At 73.7% G+C, this 19447-nt stretch carries 22 protein-coding genes; 11 read left to right on the top strand and 11 right to left on the bottom strand.

What is annotated here, in order from left to right:
* The first annotated feature begins 1 nt into the window (after position 1).
* Entirely contained in the window at positions 2-1483 is a 1482-nt protein-coding gene (locus AB0C87_RS19105) for an NADH-quinone oxidoreductase subunit M (protein WP_360578698.1), read from the top strand.
* Positions 1483-2850, top strand: a complete 1368-nt coding sequence (locus AB0C87_RS19100) for an NADH-quinone oxidoreductase subunit N (protein WP_360578696.1) — start codon at positions 1483-1485, stop codon at positions 2848-2850. The genes AB0C87_RS19105 and AB0C87_RS19100 overlap by 1 nt, the downstream gene beginning before the upstream one ends.
* Here AB0C87_RS19100 and AB0C87_RS19095 read toward each other — a convergent pair.
* Together AB0C87_RS19095 and AB0C87_RS19090 are read right to left on the bottom strand one after the other, a co-directional pair.
* Complete coding sequence (locus tag AB0C87_RS19095; RefSeq protein ID WP_360578694.1) at positions 2847-3980, bottom strand: hypothetical protein; 1134 nt, start codon at positions 3978-3980, stop codon at positions 2847-2849. The two genes, AB0C87_RS19100 and AB0C87_RS19095, sit on opposite strands and share 4 nt — an antisense overlap.
* A gap of 122 nt (positions 3981-4102) precedes the next feature.
* On the bottom strand, positions 4103-4510 hold the full coding sequence (locus AB0C87_RS19090) for an NUDIX domain-containing protein (protein ID WP_345174880.1): 408 nt from the start codon (positions 4508-4510) through the stop codon (positions 4103-4105).
* 73 nt (positions 4511-4583) lie between these two features.
* Here AB0C87_RS19090 and AB0C87_RS19085 point away from each other — a divergent pair, with 73 nt between their 5' ends.
* The gene (locus AB0C87_RS19085; protein ID WP_345174881.1) at positions 4584-5543 is read left to right on the top strand and encodes a LysR family transcriptional regulator; all 960 of its coding nucleotides are present in this window, start codon (positions 4584-4586) and stop codon (positions 5541-5543) included.
* Here the strand turns inward: AB0C87_RS19085 and AB0C87_RS19080 are convergent.
* The 5 genes from AB0C87_RS19080 to AB0C87_RS19060 all read right to left on the bottom strand — a co-directional run bounded on the left by AB0C87_RS19080 (position 5540) and on the right by AB0C87_RS19060 (position 9155).
* Positions 5540-6772 carry an NAD(P)-binding domain-containing protein gene (locus AB0C87_RS19080; protein WP_345174883.1) on the bottom strand — a complete coding sequence of 411 codons (1233 nt, stop codon included), beginning with the start codon at positions 6770-6772 and terminating at the stop codon, positions 5540-5542. The two genes, AB0C87_RS19085 and AB0C87_RS19080, sit on opposite strands and share 4 nt — an antisense overlap.
* 94 nt (positions 6773-6866) lie before the next feature.
* Positions 6867-7169, bottom strand: a complete 303-nt coding sequence (locus tag AB0C87_RS19075) for a DUF202 domain-containing protein (RefSeq protein ID WP_345174884.1) — start codon at positions 7167-7169, stop codon at positions 6867-6869.
* Positions 7166-7558 (bottom strand): DUF202 domain-containing protein, encoded by a 393-nt coding sequence (locus AB0C87_RS19070; protein ID WP_345174885.1) that lies wholly within the window; start codon positions 7556-7558, stop codon positions 7166-7168. The genes AB0C87_RS19075 and AB0C87_RS19070 overlap by 4 nt, the downstream gene beginning before the upstream one ends.
* Before the next feature lie 96 nt (positions 7559-7654).
* Positions 7655-8332 (bottom strand): MerR family transcriptional regulator, encoded by a 678-nt coding sequence (locus tag AB0C87_RS19065; protein ID WP_360578691.1) that lies wholly within the window; start codon positions 8330-8332, stop codon positions 7655-7657.
* 103 nt (positions 8333-8435) lie between these two features.
* Positions 8436-9155, bottom strand: coding sequence for an IclR family transcriptional regulator (locus tag AB0C87_RS19060; RefSeq protein WP_360578689.1), 720 nt, complete (start codon positions 9153-9155; stop codon positions 8436-8438).
* A gap of 136 nt (positions 9156-9291) precedes the next feature.
* Here AB0C87_RS19060 and leuC point away from each other — a divergent pair, with 136 nt between their 5' ends.
* The 4 genes from leuC (at position 9292) to AB0C87_RS19040 (ending at position 12169) form a co-directional block, all read left to right on the top strand.
* Positions 9292-10743 carry a 3-isopropylmalate dehydratase large subunit gene (gene leuC, locus AB0C87_RS19055; RefSeq protein WP_345174889.1) on the top strand — a complete coding sequence of 484 codons (1452 nt, stop codon included), beginning with the start codon at positions 9292-9294 and terminating at the stop codon, positions 10741-10743.
* Between the two features lie 9 nt (positions 10744-10752).
* Entirely contained in the window at positions 10753-11340 is a 588-nt protein-coding gene (gene leuD / locus AB0C87_RS19050) for a 3-isopropylmalate dehydratase small subunit (RefSeq protein WP_345174892.1), read from the top strand.
* Between the two features lie 245 nt (positions 11341-11585).
* Positions 11586-11732, top strand: coding sequence for a hypothetical protein (locus tag AB0C87_RS19045; protein ID WP_345174893.1), 147 nt, complete (start codon positions 11586-11588; stop codon positions 11730-11732).
* A gap of 158 nt (positions 11733-11890) precedes the next feature.
* Complete coding sequence (locus AB0C87_RS19040) at positions 11891-12169, top strand: HU family DNA-binding protein (RefSeq protein WP_021598708.1); 279 nt, start codon at positions 11891-11893, stop codon at positions 12167-12169.
* A 106-nt stretch (positions 12170-12275) separates the two neighbouring features.
* Here the strand turns inward: AB0C87_RS19040 and AB0C87_RS19035 are convergent, their stop codons facing one another.
* Positions 12276-12488 (bottom strand): hypothetical protein, encoded by a 213-nt coding sequence (locus tag AB0C87_RS19035; RefSeq protein WP_345174895.1) that lies wholly within the window; start codon positions 12486-12488, stop codon positions 12276-12278.
* 10 nt (positions 12489-12498) lie between these two features.
* On the bottom strand, positions 12499-13155 hold the full coding sequence (gene cofC, locus AB0C87_RS19030; protein WP_345174897.1) for a 2-phospho-L-lactate guanylyltransferase: 657 nt from the start codon (positions 13153-13155) through the stop codon (positions 12499-12501).
* 105 nt (positions 13156-13260) lie between these two features.
* Here cofC and AB0C87_RS19025 point away from each other — a divergent pair, with 105 nt between their 5' ends.
* The 3 genes from AB0C87_RS19025 (at position 13261) to AB0C87_RS19015 (ending at position 16420) form a co-directional block, all read left to right on the top strand.
* A complete protein-coding gene (locus AB0C87_RS19025) occupies positions 13261-14217 on the top strand; it encodes a lysophospholipid acyltransferase family protein (protein ID WP_360578683.1) in 957 nt (318 codons plus the stop codon).
* Positions 14218-14234: 17 nt separating this feature from the next.
* Positions 14235-15224, top strand: coding sequence for an NAD(P)H-dependent glycerol-3-phosphate dehydrogenase (locus AB0C87_RS19020; RefSeq protein WP_345175213.1), 990 nt, complete (start codon positions 14235-14237; stop codon positions 15222-15224).
* Between the two features lie 71 nt (positions 15225-15295).
* Positions 15296-16420, top strand: coding sequence for a D-alanine--D-alanine ligase family protein (locus AB0C87_RS19015; RefSeq protein ID WP_360350947.1), 1125 nt, complete (start codon positions 15296-15298; stop codon positions 16418-16420).
* Here AB0C87_RS19015 and AB0C87_RS19010 read toward each other — a convergent pair.
* Positions 16417-18285, bottom strand: a complete 1869-nt coding sequence (locus AB0C87_RS19010; protein ID WP_360578681.1) for a beta-propeller domain-containing protein — start codon at positions 18283-18285, stop codon at positions 16417-16419. The genes AB0C87_RS19015 and AB0C87_RS19010 overlap by 4 nt on opposite strands.
* Before the next feature lie 159 nt (positions 18286-18444).
* On the opposite strand from AB0C87_RS19010, the gene AB0C87_RS19005 reads away from it, so the two are divergent.
* Positions 18445-19017 carry an acetamidase/formamidase family protein gene (locus AB0C87_RS19005; RefSeq protein ID WP_345174902.1) on the top strand — a complete coding sequence of 191 codons (573 nt, stop codon included), beginning with the start codon at positions 18445-18447 and terminating at the stop codon, positions 19015-19017.
* On the opposite strand, the gene AB0C87_RS19000 is transcribed toward AB0C87_RS19005, so the two are convergent.
* Positions 19014-19355 carry a carboxymuconolactone decarboxylase family protein gene (locus AB0C87_RS19000; protein WP_345174904.1) on the bottom strand — a complete coding sequence of 114 codons (342 nt, stop codon included), beginning with the start codon at positions 19353-19355 and terminating at the stop codon, positions 19014-19016. The two genes, AB0C87_RS19005 and AB0C87_RS19000, sit on opposite strands and share 4 nt — an antisense overlap.
* Positions 19356-19447: the final 92 nt, after the last annotated feature.

The raw sequence follows: 19447 nt of genomic DNA, 5'->3' as shown, positions 1-19447 counted from the left end.
GATGCTGAACCTGGTGGTCTTCCTCCCGCTGGCGGTGGCGCTCGCGCTGCCCGCCGTCCCGCGCCGCGCGGTCCCCTGGACGTGGATCGGCGTCAGCGTCCTTGACCTCGCGCTCGTCATCGGGATGTGGGCCGCGCACGGCACCCGCGGCGGGATCGCCTACGAGACCGACGTCCGGTGGATCCCGTCCGTCCGGGCCGGTTACCACGTCGGCGTGGACGGCCTGTCGCTGCCGCTGCTGGCCCTGACCGCCGTGCTGTTCGCCGCGTGCGCGGTGTACTCGCTGCGGCAGACCCACCGGGTGCGGGCCTTCGCGATCCTGTTCCTCTTCCTGGAGACCGTGTGCCTGGGCCTTTTCGCGGCCCTCGACCTGCTGCTGTTCTTCGTCTTCTTCGACCTGTCGATCGTCGGCATGTACTTCGTGATCCTGCTGTGGGGGCACGGCGACCGGACGCGGTCGGCGCTGGTGTTCTTCCTCTACACGTTCCTCGGATCGCTCGTCCTGCTGCTCGGGTTCATCGGCCTCTACCTGGGCGCCGACCCGCACACGTTCGACATGGTCGAACTGACCCGGAACCCGCCGCAGAGCGGCGGCCTGGCGGCGCTGACGCTCCTTGCCGTCGGGATCGGCCTCGGCGTCAAGACGCCCGTCGTGCCCTTCCACACCTGGCTGCCGCCCGCGCACACCGACGCGCCCGCCGCGGGGTCGGCGATCCTGGCCGGCGTGATGCTGAAGATGGGCGTCTACGGGCTCGTCCGGATCGCGATGCCGATGCTGCCGGACGCCTGGCGGCGCTACGCTCTGGTCTTCCTGATCGTCGGGCTGGTCGGCGTCCTGTACGGGGCGCTGGTCGCGCTGGCGCAGGACGACCTCAAGCGGCTCGTCGCCTACACGTCGGTCAACCACATGGGGTACATCGTCCTCGCGCTGGGCGCGGCCGGATACGCCGCCGGCGACGCCGACGCGCGGCGGCTCGCCGTCACCGGCGCGGTCACGCAGATGGTCAGCCACGGCCTCGTCACCGGCGCGCTGTTCCTGCTGTGCGGCGTCCTGTACGACCGGGCGGGCAGCTACGACCTCGGGCGGTTCGGCGGCATCGCGCGCGGCGCGCCCGTCTTCGCCGCGCTGACCGCGGTGGCCGCGTTCGCCTCGCTCGGGCTGCCGGGCCTGTCCGGGTTCGTCGCCGAGTTCCAGATCTTCGCCGGGACGATCGGGAGCGGCACGGCGGCGACGGCGGTCACCGGCGCCCTGGCCGTCCTCGGCATCCTCGTCACGGCGGCGCTGTTCCTGCGCGTCCTGCACCGCGCCGTGCTCGGCCCGCCCGGCGAGCTGACCCCGCTCGTCACCGACGTGCGGCGCCCCGAACTGGCCGCGCTCGTCCCGCTGCTGGCGCTGTCGCTGGTGATCGGCGTCGCGCCGCGCTTCCTGCTCGACACGATCGACCCGCTGTCGGCCGCGGTCGTCGCGCTGGTGGGCCGCTGATGAACGAGAACCCCGCCGACCTCGCCCCCGAACTGTGCGTGCTGGCCGCCGCCGTGGCCGGGCTGATGGCGGGGATGTTCCTGCCCCGGGCGCGCCAGTGGCCGGTCCCGGTGGTCTGCTCGGCCGGGCTCGTCGCCGGCCTGGCCTTCGCGGGGGCCGCGGCGGCCCGTCCCGGCCTCATGGCGTTCGACTCCTTCTCCGTCGACGCGGTCACGCACGTCACCCGGATCACCGTGCTCGGCTCGACGCTCGCCGTGGTCCTGCTCGCGGCCGGGCGGGTCCGCGGCCATCCGAGGGAGAGCGAGCACCACGTCCTGATCCTGCTCTCCGCACTCGGGACGATCATGCTCGGCGCCTCGTCCGACCTGCTCGTCCTCGTCGCCGCGTACCTGCTGGCGAGCATCCCCGCCTACGCGCTCGCCGGGTTCGGCAAGGACGCGCCCGGGACCGAGGCCGCGCTGAAGTACTACCTGATGGGAGCGCTGCTGGGCGTGCTCATGCTCGGCGGCGTGACGCTGCTGTCCGGCGTCGGGCGCGGCACCGCCTACCCGGTGCTGCGGACCGGGCTCGCCGGCGCGCCCCCGGCGGCGGTCGCGGCGGGCCTCGTCGCGCTCCTCGCCGGGCTCCTGTTCAAGGCGGGCGCCGTCCCGGGCCACTACTGGGTGCCGGACGTGACCGAGGGCGCCCCGCCCGCCGTCGCCGCGTACGTCACCACCGTCCCCAAGGTCGGCGCGTTCGCCGCCCTCTACCGCTTCGGCGCCGAGACCTCCCCGGACGGCTGGGCCGCCCTCCTCGCCGTGGTCGCGGCGGCGACGATGACGCTCGGCAACCTCGCCGCGTTCGGGCAGGACAACGTCCGGCGCCTGCTGGCGTACTCGACCGTGAGCCAGGCGGGCTACCTGCTCGTCCCGGTCGCGATGGCGGGACGGACCGATCTGGCCCGTCCCGCGCTGCTGTACTTCGTGGCCGCCTACGCGGTGACGAACCTCGGCGCCTTCGCGGTCGTGGTCGCCGCCGGCCGCGACGACCTGGCCGGATACACCGGGCTGCTGCGCGCCTCGCCGCTGCTCGGCCTGTCCCTCGTCGTCTGCCTGCTCGGCTTCGTCGGGACGCCGCCGACCGCCGTGTTCGTCGGGAAGGTCCTGATGTTCGGCGCGGCGCTGGACGGCGGTCACGCGTGGCTCGCGGCGGTCGCCGCCGTGAACACGGTCGCCAGCGTCTTCTACTACCTGCGCTGGATCGTCCCGCTTTTCCGGCGGCCGTCCCGCCCGCCGCCCCGGGCGCGCGGCGCCACCGCGCTCGCCGCTGCCGCCGCCCTGCTGTCCCTGGCCCTCGGCATCGCCGCCGGCGCCGCCCTCGCCGTCTAGGGGGCGTAGCGGCGGGCGAGGGTGCGGAATGCGAGCTTCGGCTCGAAGTGGCCGGTCTTCTCGTAGCCGAGTCCCGTCTCGGGTGGGAGCACCTTGACCAGGGAGAACCCGGCCATGTCGAGGTCCCTGGCGGGATCGGGGGAGTACGGGCCGTCGGGCTCGATGAAGTCGTAGACGAACGCGCCGTACACGCCCTCGGCCTCGTAGACGTCCAGGAGCTCTGAGATGTAGCGGGCCTGGGTCCGCTCGTCGCGGACGTAGCCCGGCGGGATGACGGGCGGGTCCTGCGACCAGTCGACGATGTCGAACCCGTCGCCGCCGCGCCTGTCCGCGCCCCGGTAGGTGCAGCATCCGAACTCGGTGATGACGACGGGCTTGCCGAACCGGTGCAGGGCCCGGACGTCCTGGACGTAGGTCGCCTCGTTCGTCTCGTCCCGGTACAGGTCGACGCCCACGACGTCGAAGCCGCGCCAGGCGACCTCCTCCCAGACGCCGGAGGTGTAGGTGAGGCGGCCGCCGAACAGCGGCCGGACGGTCCTGAGCGCCCGGCCGAGGAACGCGTTCAGCCGCTCGTTGTAGCCCTCGCCCGCCGGGGTCCCGAGGTTGGCGGCCCGCTCCCGCCAGTCCTTACCGGGCACCAGCCCCTCCATGAAGATCGTCAGCTCGCAGCCCACCGAGATGCCGACGCCGGCGTGGACGCGGCGGAGCCCCTCGGCCGCCTTGGCGACGCCGGTGAGGAACTTCAGTGTCGCCCGCGCGTCCCTGTCGAACTGCCGGGCCTCGAACCACACGAACATGCCCTCCTCCGCCGCGCAGCGGGCCGCGTGCATGAGGCGTCCCAGGTTCGAGCCGAGCAGGATGATCGCGTTGCAGTGCAGGTCGCGGCGGATCGCCCGGATCTCGCGCCGCACGTACGCGGGCTTCCACACCTCGCGCTCGGTGTCGTAGTTGACGCCGTGCTGCGGCAGCGGCCGCCTCCGGGCCGGCGCGGCCTGCGCGGTGCCGGTCGTCGGGGCAGAGGCGATCACCGCCGCCCCGGACACGGCGGCCGCCGCCGTCCCGGCGAGCACGGTCCTGCGGCTGATCTTCGCCGAAGGTCTCCGCTGCGCCGTCGGTCCCTGGTGTGACACGTCTGCTCCTCGCTGGTCGAGCCGCCCGCCACCGAGCCTTCCGGGGTCGGGCACGCCCGGGCAGCGGCCACCGGACCAGGCTCCGGCGACCAAAGTCGCCGGGGGCCGGGTCCGAAGGTCGATCAGGGGAGCAGGCCGTGCCGCTCGGCGAGGTCGAGGGCGGCCTGCGCGGCCGGCGCGAGCAGGTGCCGGTCGCCGCGCCCGACGTAGACGTACTCGTCCACCTCGCCGGCCGCCGCCATCGCGCCCCGGTACGCGGCGGTGAAGCAGGCCATGCGGACGTGGGCGAAGTCGGGCTGGTCGTGGGCGGGGGCCCGGATCACGCCCAGTTCCCGGAAGGACGCCCGGTCGAGCTCCAGATCCAGCTCCTCGCGGACCTCCCGGGACAGGGCCGACCAGTCGTCCTCGCCCGGCTCCCGTTTCCCTCCGGGCAGGTACAGCAGGTCGCGGCCCCGGGACCGGACGGCGAGCATCCGGCCGTCCGACACCTGGATCCACGCGACGACGTCGAGATCTTCCACGGCGGTCATTCTCCTCCAGGCCGCGCGGCGGCGCGCGGGGAGGCGGCGCCGTGCGGGCAGCAGCGGGCCGTATGCTCCGGGAGTGCGTGCCGAAGCCCTCGATCCCGTCCTGCTGCGGACCTTCGTCGCCGTCGCCGACCTGGGCTCCTTCACCGCCGCCGCGGCCGCGGAGGGCTACACGCAGTCGGCCGTCTCGCGGCAGATCGCGGCGCTGGAGGACGTCTGCGGAGTGGAGCTGTTCGCGCGCGGCGCCCGGGGCGTGCGGCCGACGCCCGCCGGGGAGTACCTCCTCCCGCACGCGCGCGCCCTCCTCGACCGGCTCGCCGACACGGCCCGCGCCCTCGACGGGCTGCGCCGGCTCGACACCGGGACCCTGCGGCTCGGCGCGTTCCCCACCGCCAACGCCGTGCTCGTCCCCCGCGCGCTCGCCCGGTTCCGGGCCCGGCACCCGGGCGTCCGGCCGCTGCTGCGCGAGGGCACCACCGAGCGCCTGCTGCCGATGCTGGAGGCGGGGGATCTCGACATGGCCCTGGTCAGCACCCACAAGGTCCCCTCGATCGCCGCCGACGACCTGGTGACCCTGCTGGACGACGCGCTGCTCGTCGCGCTGCCGTCCGGCCACCGGCTCGCCGCGCGCGAACGCGTCCCGCTCGCGGAACTGGCCGACGAGCCGTGGATCGTCGCCGACGACCCGGAGGCGATCGCGGCGCTGCGCGCCCGGTGCGAGGCGGCCGGGTTCGTGCCGCAGACGCCGCTGCGGGTCGCCGAGTGGATCTCCAAGCTGGGGCTGGTCGCCGAGGGGTTCGGCGTCACGCTCGTCCCGGCCGTGGCCGCCTCCGCCCTGGCGCGGGACGGCGTCGTGCTCCGCGCCGTGACGTCCGGCCGCCCCCGCCGCGCCGTCTACGCGGCGGTGGGGCGGCACGCGCGCCGGTCCCCGGCCGTCACCGCCTTCCTCGCGGACCTGCGGGACGTGGCCGCGGAGCTGCGGTCCGAGGGCGGGCCCGGAATCTCGCGGGGCGCGGCGGGGAGGCCCCGGACCTAGGGGACGACCGCGACGATCTCCACCTCCAGCAGGGCGTCGGGGTGGAAGAGGCGGGACACCTCGACGGTCGTGCTGGTGGGCGGCGGGCCGGTGAAGTACCGCCGGCGGACGTCGCCGTACTCCCGCAGCCGGTCCAGGTCGGTGACGAACGTCCGGATGTTGACCACGTCGCCGAAGCCCGCCCCGTGGGCGGCGAGGATCCGCTCCAGCAGCGACATGATCACCTCCGACTGGCGGGTCATGTCGCCGGGCTTGTCGATCTCGCCGTCCGCGCCGAGAGCGATCTGCCCCGACACGTACAGCATCGGGCCCTGCGTCACGTACGCGGTGTGGGAGTAGGCCGGGTTCGGCGGGGCCGGGACGGTCTCGGGGTTGGCGAGCGTCACGCGCATGGGCGGAGTCCTCCTGATGTGGTCGGTGAGAGCGACGAGGTCGTGACCGCCGAGCCCGGCGGCGAGCGCGGCGTCCGTCCGGGCGCGGACGGTGGGCAGGACGCCCGCGGGCGGGGAGCCGTCGAGGGCGAGGCCGAGGTCCTTGGCCGCCAACGCGAGCGTGAAGCGCGGCGAGTCGCCGTCGGCGTGCTCCTTGAGGCGGCGGGCCTGGGGGCTGGTGCGCGCCAGCGCGTCCAGGGCGAGGCCCGGGTCGACGCCGAGCCGGTCGGCCAGGGCCAGCACCTCGCCGAGTACGGCGAAGTTCCCGACGAGCGCGCTGTTGACCACCAGCTTGAGCGCGGCCCCCGAGCCGGGCGGGCCGACGTGCCGGACGTCCCCGAGGGCGGCGAGGACGCCGGCGCAGCGGGCGAGGTCCTCCGGCCCGGCGCCCGCGAGGATCACGAGCTCGCCCGCCTCCGCCTGCGGGACGCTGCCGGAGACCGGCGCGTCGACGTACCCGATCCCCTCCGGGAGCCGGCTCCGGACGCGGTGGACGGCGTCCGGGCCGATCGTCGACATGTCGGCGATCACGGCGCCGGGCGGCAGGGCCGGGGCGGCGCCGTCCGGGCCGAACAGCACGTCGTCGACGGCGGCCGCGTCGGTGAGCATCGTGACGACCAGCTCGCGGTCCCGCGCCGCCTCGGCGGGCGTGCCGCGGACGGCGGCGCCCGCCTCCGCGAGCGGGGCGGCCCGGGAGGGCGTGCGGTTCCAGACGGTCAGGTCGTGCCCGGCGGCGATGAGGCGCCGGGCCATCGGGACGCCCATGCGTCCCAGTCCGAGAAAGGCGATTCGTGTCATGGCGCGTCCGACGTTAGACGTCGCGCACTCATGTCACCAGCGAAGACTTCGCACGCCAGTCATGCGCGACGCGCATGGCTCGCTGGGACGCGCCTCAGAAGGCGAAGGCGGCGGCGACGCCCGCCAGCAGGATGGCCAGACCGGTCGTGATCAGGATCGAGACCGGGTCGGCCGCGCCCGCCCCGGTGGGCAGGGCGCGCCGGGCGTGGAAGCTCCTGCGGGTGCGGCGCAGCATGAGCGCGGCCCCGCCGCACACGACCGACGCGGCGAGGATGGTGCCCGGGGCCGAGGGGGCCAGGCGCACGCACAGCAGGCCCGCGCCGATCAGGGCCAGGGTGGTGCGGGACCAGGCCAGCGCCGTCCGCTCCGGCTGCGCGCCGGGGTCCCGGAGCCTCACCGGGTGATCAGCAGCGCGATCAGCAGGACGATCGCGGCGCCCGCCAGCCCGTAGGAGATGACCGGGGCCAGCGCGGGCGGCGGCAGCGTCTCGGCGCGCCGCAGCGCGCGCTCGGTGCGCAGCCACCGGCGGAACGCCAGCGCCGCGACCAGGGCGCCGCCCGCGGCGAAGCCGACCGCGAGCACCTGCCGCAGCGGCGAATCGATCAGGTCGCCCGCCAGGGCGAGGCCGATGCCGCCCGCGATCAGTGCCAGAGCCGTGCGGATCCAGGCCAGGAACGTGCGCTCGTTGGCCATGGTGAAGCGCGGATCGGGGTCGTCGCCCTCGGCGAGCAGGCGGTCGGTCCACCTGCCGCCGGAGGAGGAGCCCGGAGGCGTCGTCGCGGTCATCGCCTTTCATATTAGGCGAAGAAAGTGAAAGCCCTAAAACGGGGGCGTGAATGGCAATTCCGATCGTCTATCCCGGAAAAGCCTGGTGGGACCGGGTCAGGCCGGCGGAGCGGGGTCCGGCCGGGGGGAGGCGCGCGGGGCGGGCACGGTGCGGCCGAAGCGGCGCGCCGAGGCGTCCTCCTGGGCCAGCCGGTGCAGGGACGCGAGGACCTGTTCGTAGAGGACGGTCGACACCAGCAGCGAATGGACGGTCCGGGCCCGCGGGGCGCCCTCCGCGACCCGTCCGATCTCGTGCTCGGCGACCTCGGCGGCGGCCTTCACGTAGGGGCGCAGGTCCTTGAGGGTGATCGGGAAGCCGAGGCGGCGCAGCGCCACGAACGCGTGCGCCAGCAGGTCGCGGGCGGGGGCGCGGTCGCCGACCTGCCAGCCGAGCTCGCGGACGATGGCGTCGACGTCCTCGCGGGCGGCCCGCCAGTGCGGGTCGTGCGGCGCGGCGGCGTGCGGGCCGACGGCGTGCTGGGCGGTGGCGAACAGCTCGTGCATGCCGACCCGGTCGTCCTCGACGGCCTCGATGACCTCCTGGATCGCCGAGATCGGCATGTCGCCCACCTCGCGCAGCGCGCTGATCAGCCGGAGCCGCTCCAGATGCCGCCCGTCGTACTCCGAGCGCGTGGCGCTGACCGTCGAGCCCTTCGGCAGCAGGCCCTCCCGGATGTAGAACTTGATCGTCTGGACCGTCAGCCCGCTGCGGTCGCTGAGCTCGGAGATCTGCACGTTGCACCCCCTTTACCGAAGGCAACGGTAGCGAGGTCGGGGGCGCGGAGACCGGCACACTCCCAGGTCCGTCCGGCTTGTGGCGGTTCGCCCCACGGCCGGATCAGGACGCGGTGCGGCGCATGCCTTCGGAGATCTTCTCGGCGGCGGCGGCGACGGGCGCGGCGTGCAGGCGCCCGGGGGAGCGGGTGAGGCGTTCGAGGGGACCGGACACCGAGACGGCCGCGATCACCCGTCCGGCGGCGCCGCGGACGGGGGCCGAGACGGAGCCGACGCCCTGCTCCCGCTCGCCGACGCTCTGCGCCCAGCCCCGGCGCCGCACGGACGCCAGCGTCGTGGCCTCGAACTTGGCGCCGCGCAGCCCGCGGTGCAGCCGGTCGGGCTCCTCCCACGCGAGCAGGATCTGCGCGGCGGACCCCGCCGTCATCGGCAGCGCCGCGCCGACCGGGATGGTGTCGCGCAGGCCGCTGGTGCGCTCGGCGGCGGCCACGCAGACCCGCACGTCCCCCTGGCGGCGGAACAGCGACGCGCTCTCGCCGGTGTGGTCGCGCAGCTGGGCCAGGATGGGCTGCGCGATCGCGAGCAGGCGGTCCTCGCCCGCGGCGACCGCGAGCTCCGCCAGCCGCGGCCCGAGGATGAAGCGCCCCTGCGCGTCGCGGTGGACGAGGCGGTGGTGCTCCAGCGCGACGGCCAGCCGGTGGGCGGTGGGGCGGGCCAGCCCCGTCGTCTGGACGAGCTGGGCGAGCGAGGCCGGACCGGCCTCCAGCGCGTTCATCACGAGCACCGCTTTGTCAAGTACGCCGACTCCGCTAGAGTTGTCCATGCATTGATATTGCCGTCTCGTAATTTGAGATGCAAATCGAGGTGGCCGGGACCGCCCGAGCGACCGGGCCGGCGGCGCGCCGCCGGCCGGCACGACGACCAGCACAGCCGACGATCAGCACAGGTGAGGTGGAGTGATGGGCCGAACACTGGCCGAGAAGGTGTACGACGCGCACGTCGTACGGCACGCCGAGGGCGAGCCCGACCTCCTCTACATCGACCTGCACCTGGTCCACGAGGTCACGAGCCCGCAGGCGTTCGACGGGCTGCGGATGGCGGGCCGCCAGGTCCGCCGCCCGGACCTGACGATCGCCACCGAGGACCACAACGTCCCGACCACGGACCTGCTCAAGCCGATCGCCGACCCGGTGTCGCGCACCCAGGTCGAGACGCTGCGCAAGAACTGCTCCGACTTCGGGATCCGGCTCCACCCGATGGGCGACGAGGGCCAGGGCATCGTGCACGTCATCGGCCCGCAGCTGGGCCTGACCCAGCCGGGGATGACCGTCGTGTGCGGCGACTCGCACACCTCCACCCACGGCGCGTTCGGCGCTCTCGCCTTCGGGATCGGCACCAGCGAGGTCGAGCACGTCCTCGCCACGCAGACGCTGCCGCAGATCCGCCCGAAGACGATGGCGGTCACGGTCGAGGGCGCGCTGCCCGAGGGCGTGACCGCCAAGGACCTGATCCTCGCGATCATCGCACGGATCGGCACCGGCGGCGGTCAGGGCCACATCGTCGAGTACCGGGGCGAGGCCGTCCGGTCGCTGTCGATGGAGGGCCGCATGACGGTCTGCAACATGTCCATCGAGGCCGGCGCCCGCGCCGGGATGATCGCCCCGGACGAGACGACCTTCGCCTACCTCAAGGACCGCCCGCACGCCCCGCGGGGCGAGGACTGGGACCGCGCCGTCGAGTACTGGACGTCCCTGCGCACCGACGACGACGCGGTCTTCGACCGGGAGGTCGTGATCGACGCCGCCGAGCTGACCCCGTTCGTCACGTGGGGGACGAATCCGGGCCAGGGCCTGCCGCTCGGCGAGTCCGTGCCCGACCCCGCGTCCTTCGACGACCCCGTCCAGCGCCAGTCCGCCGAGCGCGCCCTGGAGTACATGGGCCTGACCGCCGGGACGCCGCTGCGCGACATCGCGGTCGACACCGTCTTCGTCGGCTCCTGCACCAACGGCCGGATCGAGGACCTGCGCGCCGTCGCGGGCGTGCTGGAGGGACGCAAGGTCGCCGACGGCGTCCGGATGCTGGTCGTCCCCGGCTCCATGAAGGTCAAGAAGCAGGCCGAGGAGGAGGGGCTGGACGCCGTCATCTCGGCCTCCGGCGCGGAGTGGCGCGAGGCCGGCTGCTCGATGTGCCTGGCGATGAACCCCGACAAGCTCGCGCCCGGCGAGCGCAGCGCCTCCACGTCCAACCGCAACTTCGAGGGCCGGCAGGGACCGGGCGGCCGCACCCACCTGGTGTCGCCCGCCGTCGCCGCCGCCACCGCCGTGACCGGGCATCTGGCCGCCCCCGCTGACCTCGGCGCAGCCGCCGGGGGGTCTGGGGGGTCGTCCCCCCAGAATGACGCCGACCTCTAAGGAAGCACGATGGAAGCGTTCACCACCTACACCGGGCGCGCGGTGCCGCTGCGCCGCAGCAACGTCGACACCGACCAGATCATCCCGGCCGTCTGGCTCAAGCAGGTCAGCCGCACCGGATTCGACAAGGGCCTGTTCTCGGCCTGGCGCGAGGACCCGGACTTCGTCCTGAACCAGCCGCGGTACCAGGGCGCGGGCATCCTGGTCGCCGGGCCCGACTTCGGCACCGGCTCGTCCCGCGAGCACGCCGTCTGGGCGCTGCAGCAGTACGGCTTCCGCGTCGTGATCGCGTCGCGCTTCGGCGACATCTTCCGCAACAACTCCACGAAGATGGGCCTGCTGCCGGTCGTCCTCACGGGCGAGCAGGTCGAGGCGCTGCAGAGCGCGGTCGAGAAGGACCCCGCCCTGGAGATCACCGTCGACCTGGGCGAGCGCGAGGTCCGCTGGGGCGCCGAGACCGCGACGTTCGAGATCGACGACTACACCCGCTGGCGGCTGATGGAGGGCCTGGACGACATCGGCCTCACGCTGCGCCACGCCGACGCCATCGCCGAGTTCGAGGCGGCCCGCACCGCCCTGCTCCCCACCACGGTGTAGCCCGTCCGAGATCCGCGACACGCCGCCCGTGGCGCCAGATACCTGGAAGTATCCGGCGTCACGGGCGCGCCCGAACGTACCCCGGGCGAGACGGTCGGCGCGGACGCGGGGAGAATCTCCCTGGTGTGCAACGACCGCCGACCGTTGGGGGACTCCAAGTGAGCACGGCCCCGTGGACCGGGCCAGAGTGGGACGATCCGACGTTGACGCAGCTCGCACGACAGTTGCGTGACGCTCATCGCGCCGTGGCACCGCTCCCGCCACAGGACCGGCAGCGGCTCATCCGGCACCTTCTGGCGATCACCGATCTGGCGAAACGGGACGCCGAACTGGCCGCCCGCAGGCTGGACGCGTTCCTCGCCGATTTCCAAGAGGGGCCCGACGTCGGTTAGCGTGCGCAGTGGCCGGATCCGGTCCGGTCACCGGGCGAGACGGGGGCGAGACCGACAAAAACGCCAGCGACACGCCATCGTTTGCGTGAAGGTGATTGTGTCCATGGTGAGGGTCCCTTAGTTTCGTTCGGGCAAGGGGGGAACTAGAGGAGTAACCCATGAACAAGCGTGAGCTGGTCGACGCCATCTCTGACCGGCTGGGCAGCAAGAAGGCCGCAGCCGAGGCGGTCGACGCCATCCTGGAGGCGATCCAGAACGCGGTCGCCAAGGGCGACAAGGTCGCGATCACCGGGTTCGGTTCGTTCGAGAAGGCCGACCGGCCTGCCCGCACGGCCCGCAACCCCGCAACGGGCAAGACCATCGAGGTTCCCGCGACGTCCGTGCCGAAGTTCAAGGCGGGCGCCGACTTCAAGAACCTGGTGGCCGGCAAGAAGTAGTGCCTCACCGCGTCAGCGCCCGGGACCGCATGGTTCCGGGCGCTGCCGCGTTTCCGGGCTCGTCCGGCCGCGCTCCTCCGGGACGTGCTCGTCCGGGACCGCCCGCTCAGGCGGGCGGTGCGGGAAGCGGGAAGGTCGACAGCGTCACCACCGAGATCCGCTCGCCGTCCAGCGCGAGGTTCACCCGCTGGCCGAAGCGCAGCAGCCGCAGGCCGCCCGCCGCGAACGCCTCGGCGTCGAAGGGAAGTTCCGTCCCGTCGTCGAGGAGCACGCTCCCCGAGCGGGTCCGCGCGTCGAACGCCTTCACCGTCCCCTGCATACCCCCGACTCTAGGCCAACGAGGGCAGCCGGGAGGCGACGGCCGTGGTGCGGGGACCGGCGCCGAGCGCGAGCGCCGCGCGGAGGTCGTCCGGGGTGTCGACGTCGCGGCGTACGCTGTCGGTGCCGGGCAGGAGGATCTCCCGGGCGCCGCGGGCGCGGTGGGCGGTCCGCGAGCCGCCGCCGAACGCGGGGGAGAACGGGACGCCCGGGCGGGCCGTGTAGAGGGTCGTGCCGACGCCGGCCGCGTCCGGCACGAACGCCTCGGGCGCGGCGCTCGCGGCGTCCAGGACGCGAGCGAGTTCAAGAGGTCGCAAAGCGGGCAAGTCGGCTGAAAGCGCCCCGACGCCGGCGTCGGCGGCCAGCTCCCGGCCGCGGCCGGCGCCGTAGACGAGGGCCGGGTTCAGGCCGGCATCCGGGACGTCCGGAACGATCCGGGCGCCGAGGGCGGCGAGCTCGGCCGCCGGAAGGGGATCGTCGGTGACTACGATCACGTCGCGGACCCGGTCGCAGCGCAGCGCGGCGGCGACCGTGTCGGCCGCGACCGCGAGCGCCAGGGCCTCCCGGTGCGGTCCCGCCGCGGCCGACATGCGGGTCTTGGCCTTGGCGAGGACCTTGACGGGGACGACGAGCGACCACCGGAGCGGCGGCTTCCCGTGCGCTCGCACGGGGGGTGCTGGTGTAGACATGGCAACTCGACACTATGCGCCCGCAACCGCGACACTTGAGGACACCCCAGGTTCACCTGCGGGCCGGATCGAGGGAGGGGCGGGATGAGCGGAGCGAAGCAGGGGGTCGCCCCCTCGCAGGAGGAGGGACGCCCGGGCCACCGCTACTCGCCGGGGTGGCGCAAGCTCACGATCGTCATCCTCCGGCCGCTGCTGTTCGGGCTGCTCAAGCGCGACTGGCGCGGCCGCGGCAACGTCCCGAGGAAGGGCGGCGTGATCATCGCCGCCAACCACATCTCCGAGTCCGACCCGCTCGCGCTCGCCCACTTCGTCTACGAGTCGGGCCGCTACCCCGTCTACCTGGCCAAGTCCACGCTGTTCGGCGTGAGGTTCATCGGCGCGGTGCTGCGGGGCACCGGCCAGATCCCGGTCTACCGCGACAGCGCCGACGCCGCCCTGGCCCTCAGGGACGCCGAGAAGGCCCTCCTGGACGGGGAGTGCCTGATGTTCTACCCGGAGGGCAGTTGCACCCGTGACCCGGAGCTGTGGCCGATGACGGGGCAGACGGGCGCCGCGCGGATGGCGCTGCAGACCGGCGCCAAGGTCGTCCCGGTCGCGAGCTGGGGCGCGCACGAGCTGATGCCGTACAAGAAGGGCGAGCAGAAGGGCTTGGCGGGCAGCCTGAAGAAGGGCGTGCACCCGCTGCCCCGCAAGACGATGAGAGTGATCGCCGGGCCGCCCGTGGACCTGTCGCGGTACGCGGGCCTCCCGCTGGACCGCGACACCCTGCGCGCCGCCACCGACGACATCATGGCCGCGATCACCGCGCTGCTCGGCGAGCTGCGCGGCGAGGAGCCGCCTTCCGAGCCCTTCGACCACCACAGGGTCCTGGAGGAGCGCCGCCGCGCCGCCCAGGCCGAGGCGGACGCGGGCGCGGCCAAGGACGCGGGCGCGGCCAAGGACGCGGGCGCGGCCAAGGACGCGGTCCCCGAGCAGGCCGGACCGGCCGGGCCGGAGTCCGGCGGGCAGCGCGCGGCCGAACCGAAGGCGGCCGACTCGTGACCTTCCGTACCGCGGTGATGGGCTCCGGCTCCTGGGGCACCACGTTCGCGATGATGCTGCACGACGCCGGCGGCGAGGTCACCCTCTGGGGACGCCGCCCCGAGGTGGTCGAGGGCATCAACGAACGGCACGAGAACACCGACTACCTGCCGGGCGTCCCGCTCCCCGAGGGCATTCGCGCCACCCTGGACCCGGCGGAGGCCCTGCGCGGCGCCGACTTCGTCGCGCTCGCCGTCCCCGCGCAGACGCTCCGGCACAACCTCGGCGGCTGGGTCTCCCTGCTGCCGCGCGAGGCCGTCCTGGTCAGCCTGATGAAGGGCGTCGAGCTCGGCACCACCCGGCGGATGTCGGAGGTGATCCGCGAGGTCGCCGACGTCCCGCAGGAGCGCGTCGCCGTCTTCAGCGGCCCGAACGTGGCGCGCGAGATCGCCACCGGCGAGCCCAGCGCCGCCGTCGCCGCGTGCGTGGACGAGGACGCCGCGCGCGGGCTGCAGGCCGCCACGATGACGTCCTACTTCCGCGTCTACACCTCCACGGACGTGATCGGCGTCGAGCTGGGCGGCGCGGTGAAGAACGTCGTCGCCCTGTGCGTCGGGATGTCGGTCGGGCTCGGGTTCGGCTCCAACACCCAGGCGCTGCTGATGACCCGCGGGCTGGCCGAGATCGCCCGGCTGGGCGCCGCCCTCGGCGCCGACGAGCACACCTTCGCGGGCCTCGCCGGGATGGGCGACCTCGTCGCCTCCTGCGTCTCGCCGCTCGCGCGCAACCGGACGTTCGGCGAGAACCTCGGCCGCGGCATGACCCTGGACGAGGTCATCGCCGTCACCAAGCAGACCGCGGAGGGCGTGAAGTCGGCCGAGGCGGTGCTGGAGCTGGCGCGCAAGCACAACGTGGAGATGCCGATCACCGAGGCCGTCACCGCCGTGCTGCACCGCGGCATACCGATCAAGGAGGCGGCGATCTCGCTGATTTCGCGGTCTCCCAAGCCCGAGCGGTACGGGGTGTGACGGAATGGCAGCGCAGCGCGCCCGGTTCGCTCGTGGCCGACCCGTGCTGATCACCGGTAGGGTCGGGCGTCATGTCCCAGGTTTCTAGGATCCGCGTGGCGGTGGTGTTCGGCGGGCGCAGCTCCGAGCACGCGATCTCCTGCGTCACCGCCGGCGCCGTCATGGCCGCCATCGACCGGGACCGGTACGAGGTCGTGCCGATCGGCATCGCCCGCGACGGGCGCTGGGTGCTCCCGCCCGCGGACCTGCGCCTGGCGATCGAGGGCGGCCGGCTCCCGGAGGTGACCGGGGAGGGCGGCGTCCTCGCGCTGCCGTTCGACCCCGACAGCCGCGGCCTGATGGTGGTCCGGCCGGGCGAGGTGCCCGCGGCCCTCGGCGACGTCGACGTGGTCCTGCCGCTGCTGCACGGCCCCTACGGCGAGGACGGCACGATCCAGGGCCTGCTCGACCTCGCCGGCATCCGCTACGTCGGCGCCGGCGTGCTGGCCAGCGCGGTCGGCATGGACAAGGGGTTCATGAAGCTCGTGTGGCAGGCGCGCGGCCTGCCCGTCGGCCCGTACGTCCTGGTCGGCGACCGGGAGTGGCGGCGCGAGCGCAAGCGCAAGGTCGACGAGATCATCAGGGAGCTCGGCCTGGCCGACGGCACGCCGGTGTTCGTCAAGCCGGCCCGCGCCGGGTCGAGCATGGGCATCACCCGGGTCACCGACGAGGCCGGCCTGGAGGCCGCGGTCGACGCGGCCCGCGAGCACGACCCCAAGGTCATCGTGGAGGCCGCCGTCGAGGGCCGCGAGATCGAGTGCGGCGTCCTGCAGGGGGTGGACGACGGCCCCGCCGAGGCCAGCGTGCCCGCCGAGGTCCTGATGGGGGGCGGCCACGACTTCTACGACTTCGAGACGAAGTACCTCGACGGCTCCACCACCATGGCGATCCCGCCGGACCTGCCGCCCGCGGCGATCGAGGAGGTCCGCCGCATCGCCGTGCAGGCGTTCGACGCGCTCGACTGCGAGGGCCTCGCCCGGGTCGACTTCTTCCACACGCCCGACGGCCGCTGGATCCTCAACGAGATCAACACGATGCCCGGCTTCACCCCGGCGTCGGCGTTCCCGCAGATGTGGGCGGCCACGGGACTCGACTACCCGGCGCTGGTCGACCGGCTCATCCAGACGGCGCTCCAGCGCTCGACCGGGCTGCGCTAGCCGAAGGCGAGCCGGTCGCCGCCCTTGAGGGTGGCCGCGTCGACGGCGTGCGCGCCCGCGTCGGAGAACGTCCAGAGGGTGTCGCCGATGACGAGTGAGCGGCCGGCGCCGCCGCCGAAGTCCGGGCCCGGGGCCCGGACGGTTCCGAGCCTCGTGACGCCCGAACCGGTGACCCTGAGGGCGAGGGCCTCGGGCGGGCCGCCGTCCCGCCGCGTCACCGGCACGACGGTGAGACCGGTCTTCGGCCAGTACAGGAACGCGTGCGGTTCGAACTCCGCCTGGGAGGCCGCCCCGGGGAGCTTGTAGGCGTCCAGCCTGCGGGGGCCTTCGGAGACGTCGAAGAGCGACACCTGGAGACCGCTCGTCCGGCCGGAGGAGTCGGCGTCCTGCCCCACCCCGAGCAGCTTCCCGTCCGCCGTCGGATGCAGGTAGGCGGAATAGCCGTTGATCTTGAGTTCGCCGGTCGTCCGGGGGCGGCGGGGGTCCCTGAGATCGACGACGTACAGGGGGTCCGTCTGCCGGAACGTCACGACGTAGCCGGTGGCGCCGATGAACCGGACGGAGTGGATCCGCTCGCCCTTGCCGAGGCCGTCGAGCCGCCCGATCTGGTCGAGTCGCGCGCCGTGCTGGGCCAGGACGTACACCGAGCTCTGCGACGCCTGGCTGCCGGGTTCGTTCCGGCTGGTCGTCGCGGCCAGGCGGAGATTCCCCTCGTGCTCCGACATCGAGTACTGGTTGAGCAGGAACCCCTTGACCGAGCCTGAGGCCACGTAGCGAGGACGGTCGCCACCGCGGACGTCGAACTTGTAGACGTCCGTACGCGGCTCGACCGCCTTCTTGCGCGGCCACGCGAAGAGCTGTGGGGGAGTGCCGGTGATGTAGAGGCTGTTCCCGTTGCCGTAGACGGTCGAGCCGTCAGCGGCCACCGCGACCGGCCGCGGGTCGCCGAGGCCCTTCGCCAGGTCGAGCGTCAGCACGGTCAGCATCGAGGAACCCGCGGACGAGGACGGGCGGCTGACCTGGTCGCACGGCGTCCGGTACGTCGCCCCGCCCTCCACCTCGAAGGACGGGAGCCAGGCGTCCAGCGGGGCCTTCCACACGGCCTCCCGGTTCGCCGCCACGGCCTTCTTCTCGCCGTCGCCACCGGGGAAGTAGATGCGCGGAAGGGACCTCACCACCACGCGGACCGTCGAGCCGGTCTGCCGCGCGTCCATGTAGTCGGCGCCGGACGTCATCGTCCCGGCGACCCTGGGCCTGCCGGCCAGATCGACCAGTGTGAGGCGCGTCGCCTGCGTCGACCCGGGCAGCGGTCGACCGGGTGCCGACCGGCCCGGTCCCGGCCCTTCGAAGGGCACGGCCATGGTCTGCCGCGTCAGCACGAGCACGCGGTCACCACTGAGCAGCAGCTCCCCGCTGTCGTAGCGGGTGCCGCCCGGGAGTTCCACCGTGTGCGCCACCTTGCGCGACACCGGGTCGATGACCTTGAGGCGTCCCCGGGCGAACACGACGATCCTGCGGCCGTCGGTCTTCACGAGATCGGGCTCGTCCGCGTCCGGCTCGTGCGCGTTCGTGGTGGAGTGCTCCGGTGCGGGCGCGGGAGCCCCGGGGACCTTGTCCGCTTTCGACGCCTTCGCCAGCGCCTCCATGCCGCCGCCGCCCGGCACGCCGTCGAGCCCGTAAGGGCCGACCTTGTCCAGGGTGGCGCGGCGCAGCTCGTCGAGGAGCGCGTCGCAGCCGCCATAGGCGACGAGCCGCACCGGCGGCGCCTGGGAGTCCCGGTCGTGGACCTGCCCTGACCTGGAGCACCCGGCGCTCCCGGCCAGCAGGAGCGTCGTCGCGACCGGGAGGAGGATACGACCACGCATGGACCTTGGACGCGCGCTCTCGCGGCCCGGTTCCCCGGGGCTCGCGGATTTTCCGGTGAAGGCCGTCTTACGCGGGCGTCAGGAAGCCGAAACCGTCCCGAAACAGCGGCTGGGCAGGATCGGAACATCACCTGGTCCCTGCGGAAGGAGCTCTGCCCGATGCCTTCACCAGCCGTGTTCGACCTCGGCGACCCCGGGATGCGGGACGTTCTCGGACACTCCCACTGGCACCCCGACATCCCGGGTGTGGCGGAGGTCATCACGGGCGGGTCCGTCCGGATGGAGTGCCCCGGCCGGGAACCCGGCGGCGGCGTCCTGCTGTGCGGTCCGCTCGTCGTCGTCGGCGCGGAGCCCGGCGACGTCATCGTGGTGGACGTGCTCGCCGTCGGGCGCCCCGGCGGCGGGCGCGACGCCGGCGGCCACCCCGGGATCATCGGCTGCGCGCCGTCCGACCCCGTGGCCGTGCCCGGCGAAGCGCGCGGCCGCGACGTCGGCGGATGCCTCATCGCCCCGCTCACCGCCGGCTCCCGCATCCTGCTGCCGGTGCACGTGCGCGGCGCGAAGCTGTCGGTGGGCGACCTGCACTTCCCGCTGAGGGGCGCCTACGACTGCGGCGAGCCGGGCGTGCGCGGCTGGATCGACCTGCGCGTCAGCCTCACCCGGCAGGGCGTCGAACGGTTCCGCGTGACCGGGCCGATGCTGATGCCCGACCCGACCCCGCGCCTGTGCTAGCCGTCCCGCCGCGCGCGCTTCTCGTGCCTGGCGATCAGCGTGTCGATCTGGACGCTCAGCTTCGACCCGAGCGGCCAGCCGATGTAGTGGGTGAGGAACACGCCGATCTCGCGCAGCTCGTCCGGGGACAGCTCCCCGTTGGCCAGCGCCGCCGGGATCTGGATGTCGAGGACGTCGTTCAGCCCCTGCCCGGCGAGGGCCCCGACGAGCAGCAGCCGCCGGTCGCGCATGCTCAGCCCCGGTCGCGTCCAGATCTCGCCGAACAGGTGCTCCACGGTGATGCCGAAGAAGTCGCCGGGCCCGTCCGAGACCTCCCAGCCGTAGACCTGGCGCATCATCTCCAGCCCACGCTCACGCCGCCCCACGGCTTCGCCGCGCTCACCCCCCGGTTCGCTCCGCTCAGTCATGTTCTCTGTGGGGGGTCGACCCC

It is taken from the genome of Actinomadura sp. NPDC048021 (genome assembly GCF_040653135.1).
GTDB lineage: Bacteria > Actinomycetota > Actinomycetes > Streptosporangiales > Streptosporangiaceae > Spirillospora > Spirillospora verrucosospora.
The sequence above is the reverse complement of the archived record's forward strand: the minus strand, read 5'-3'. Positions and strand labels throughout refer to the sequence as shown.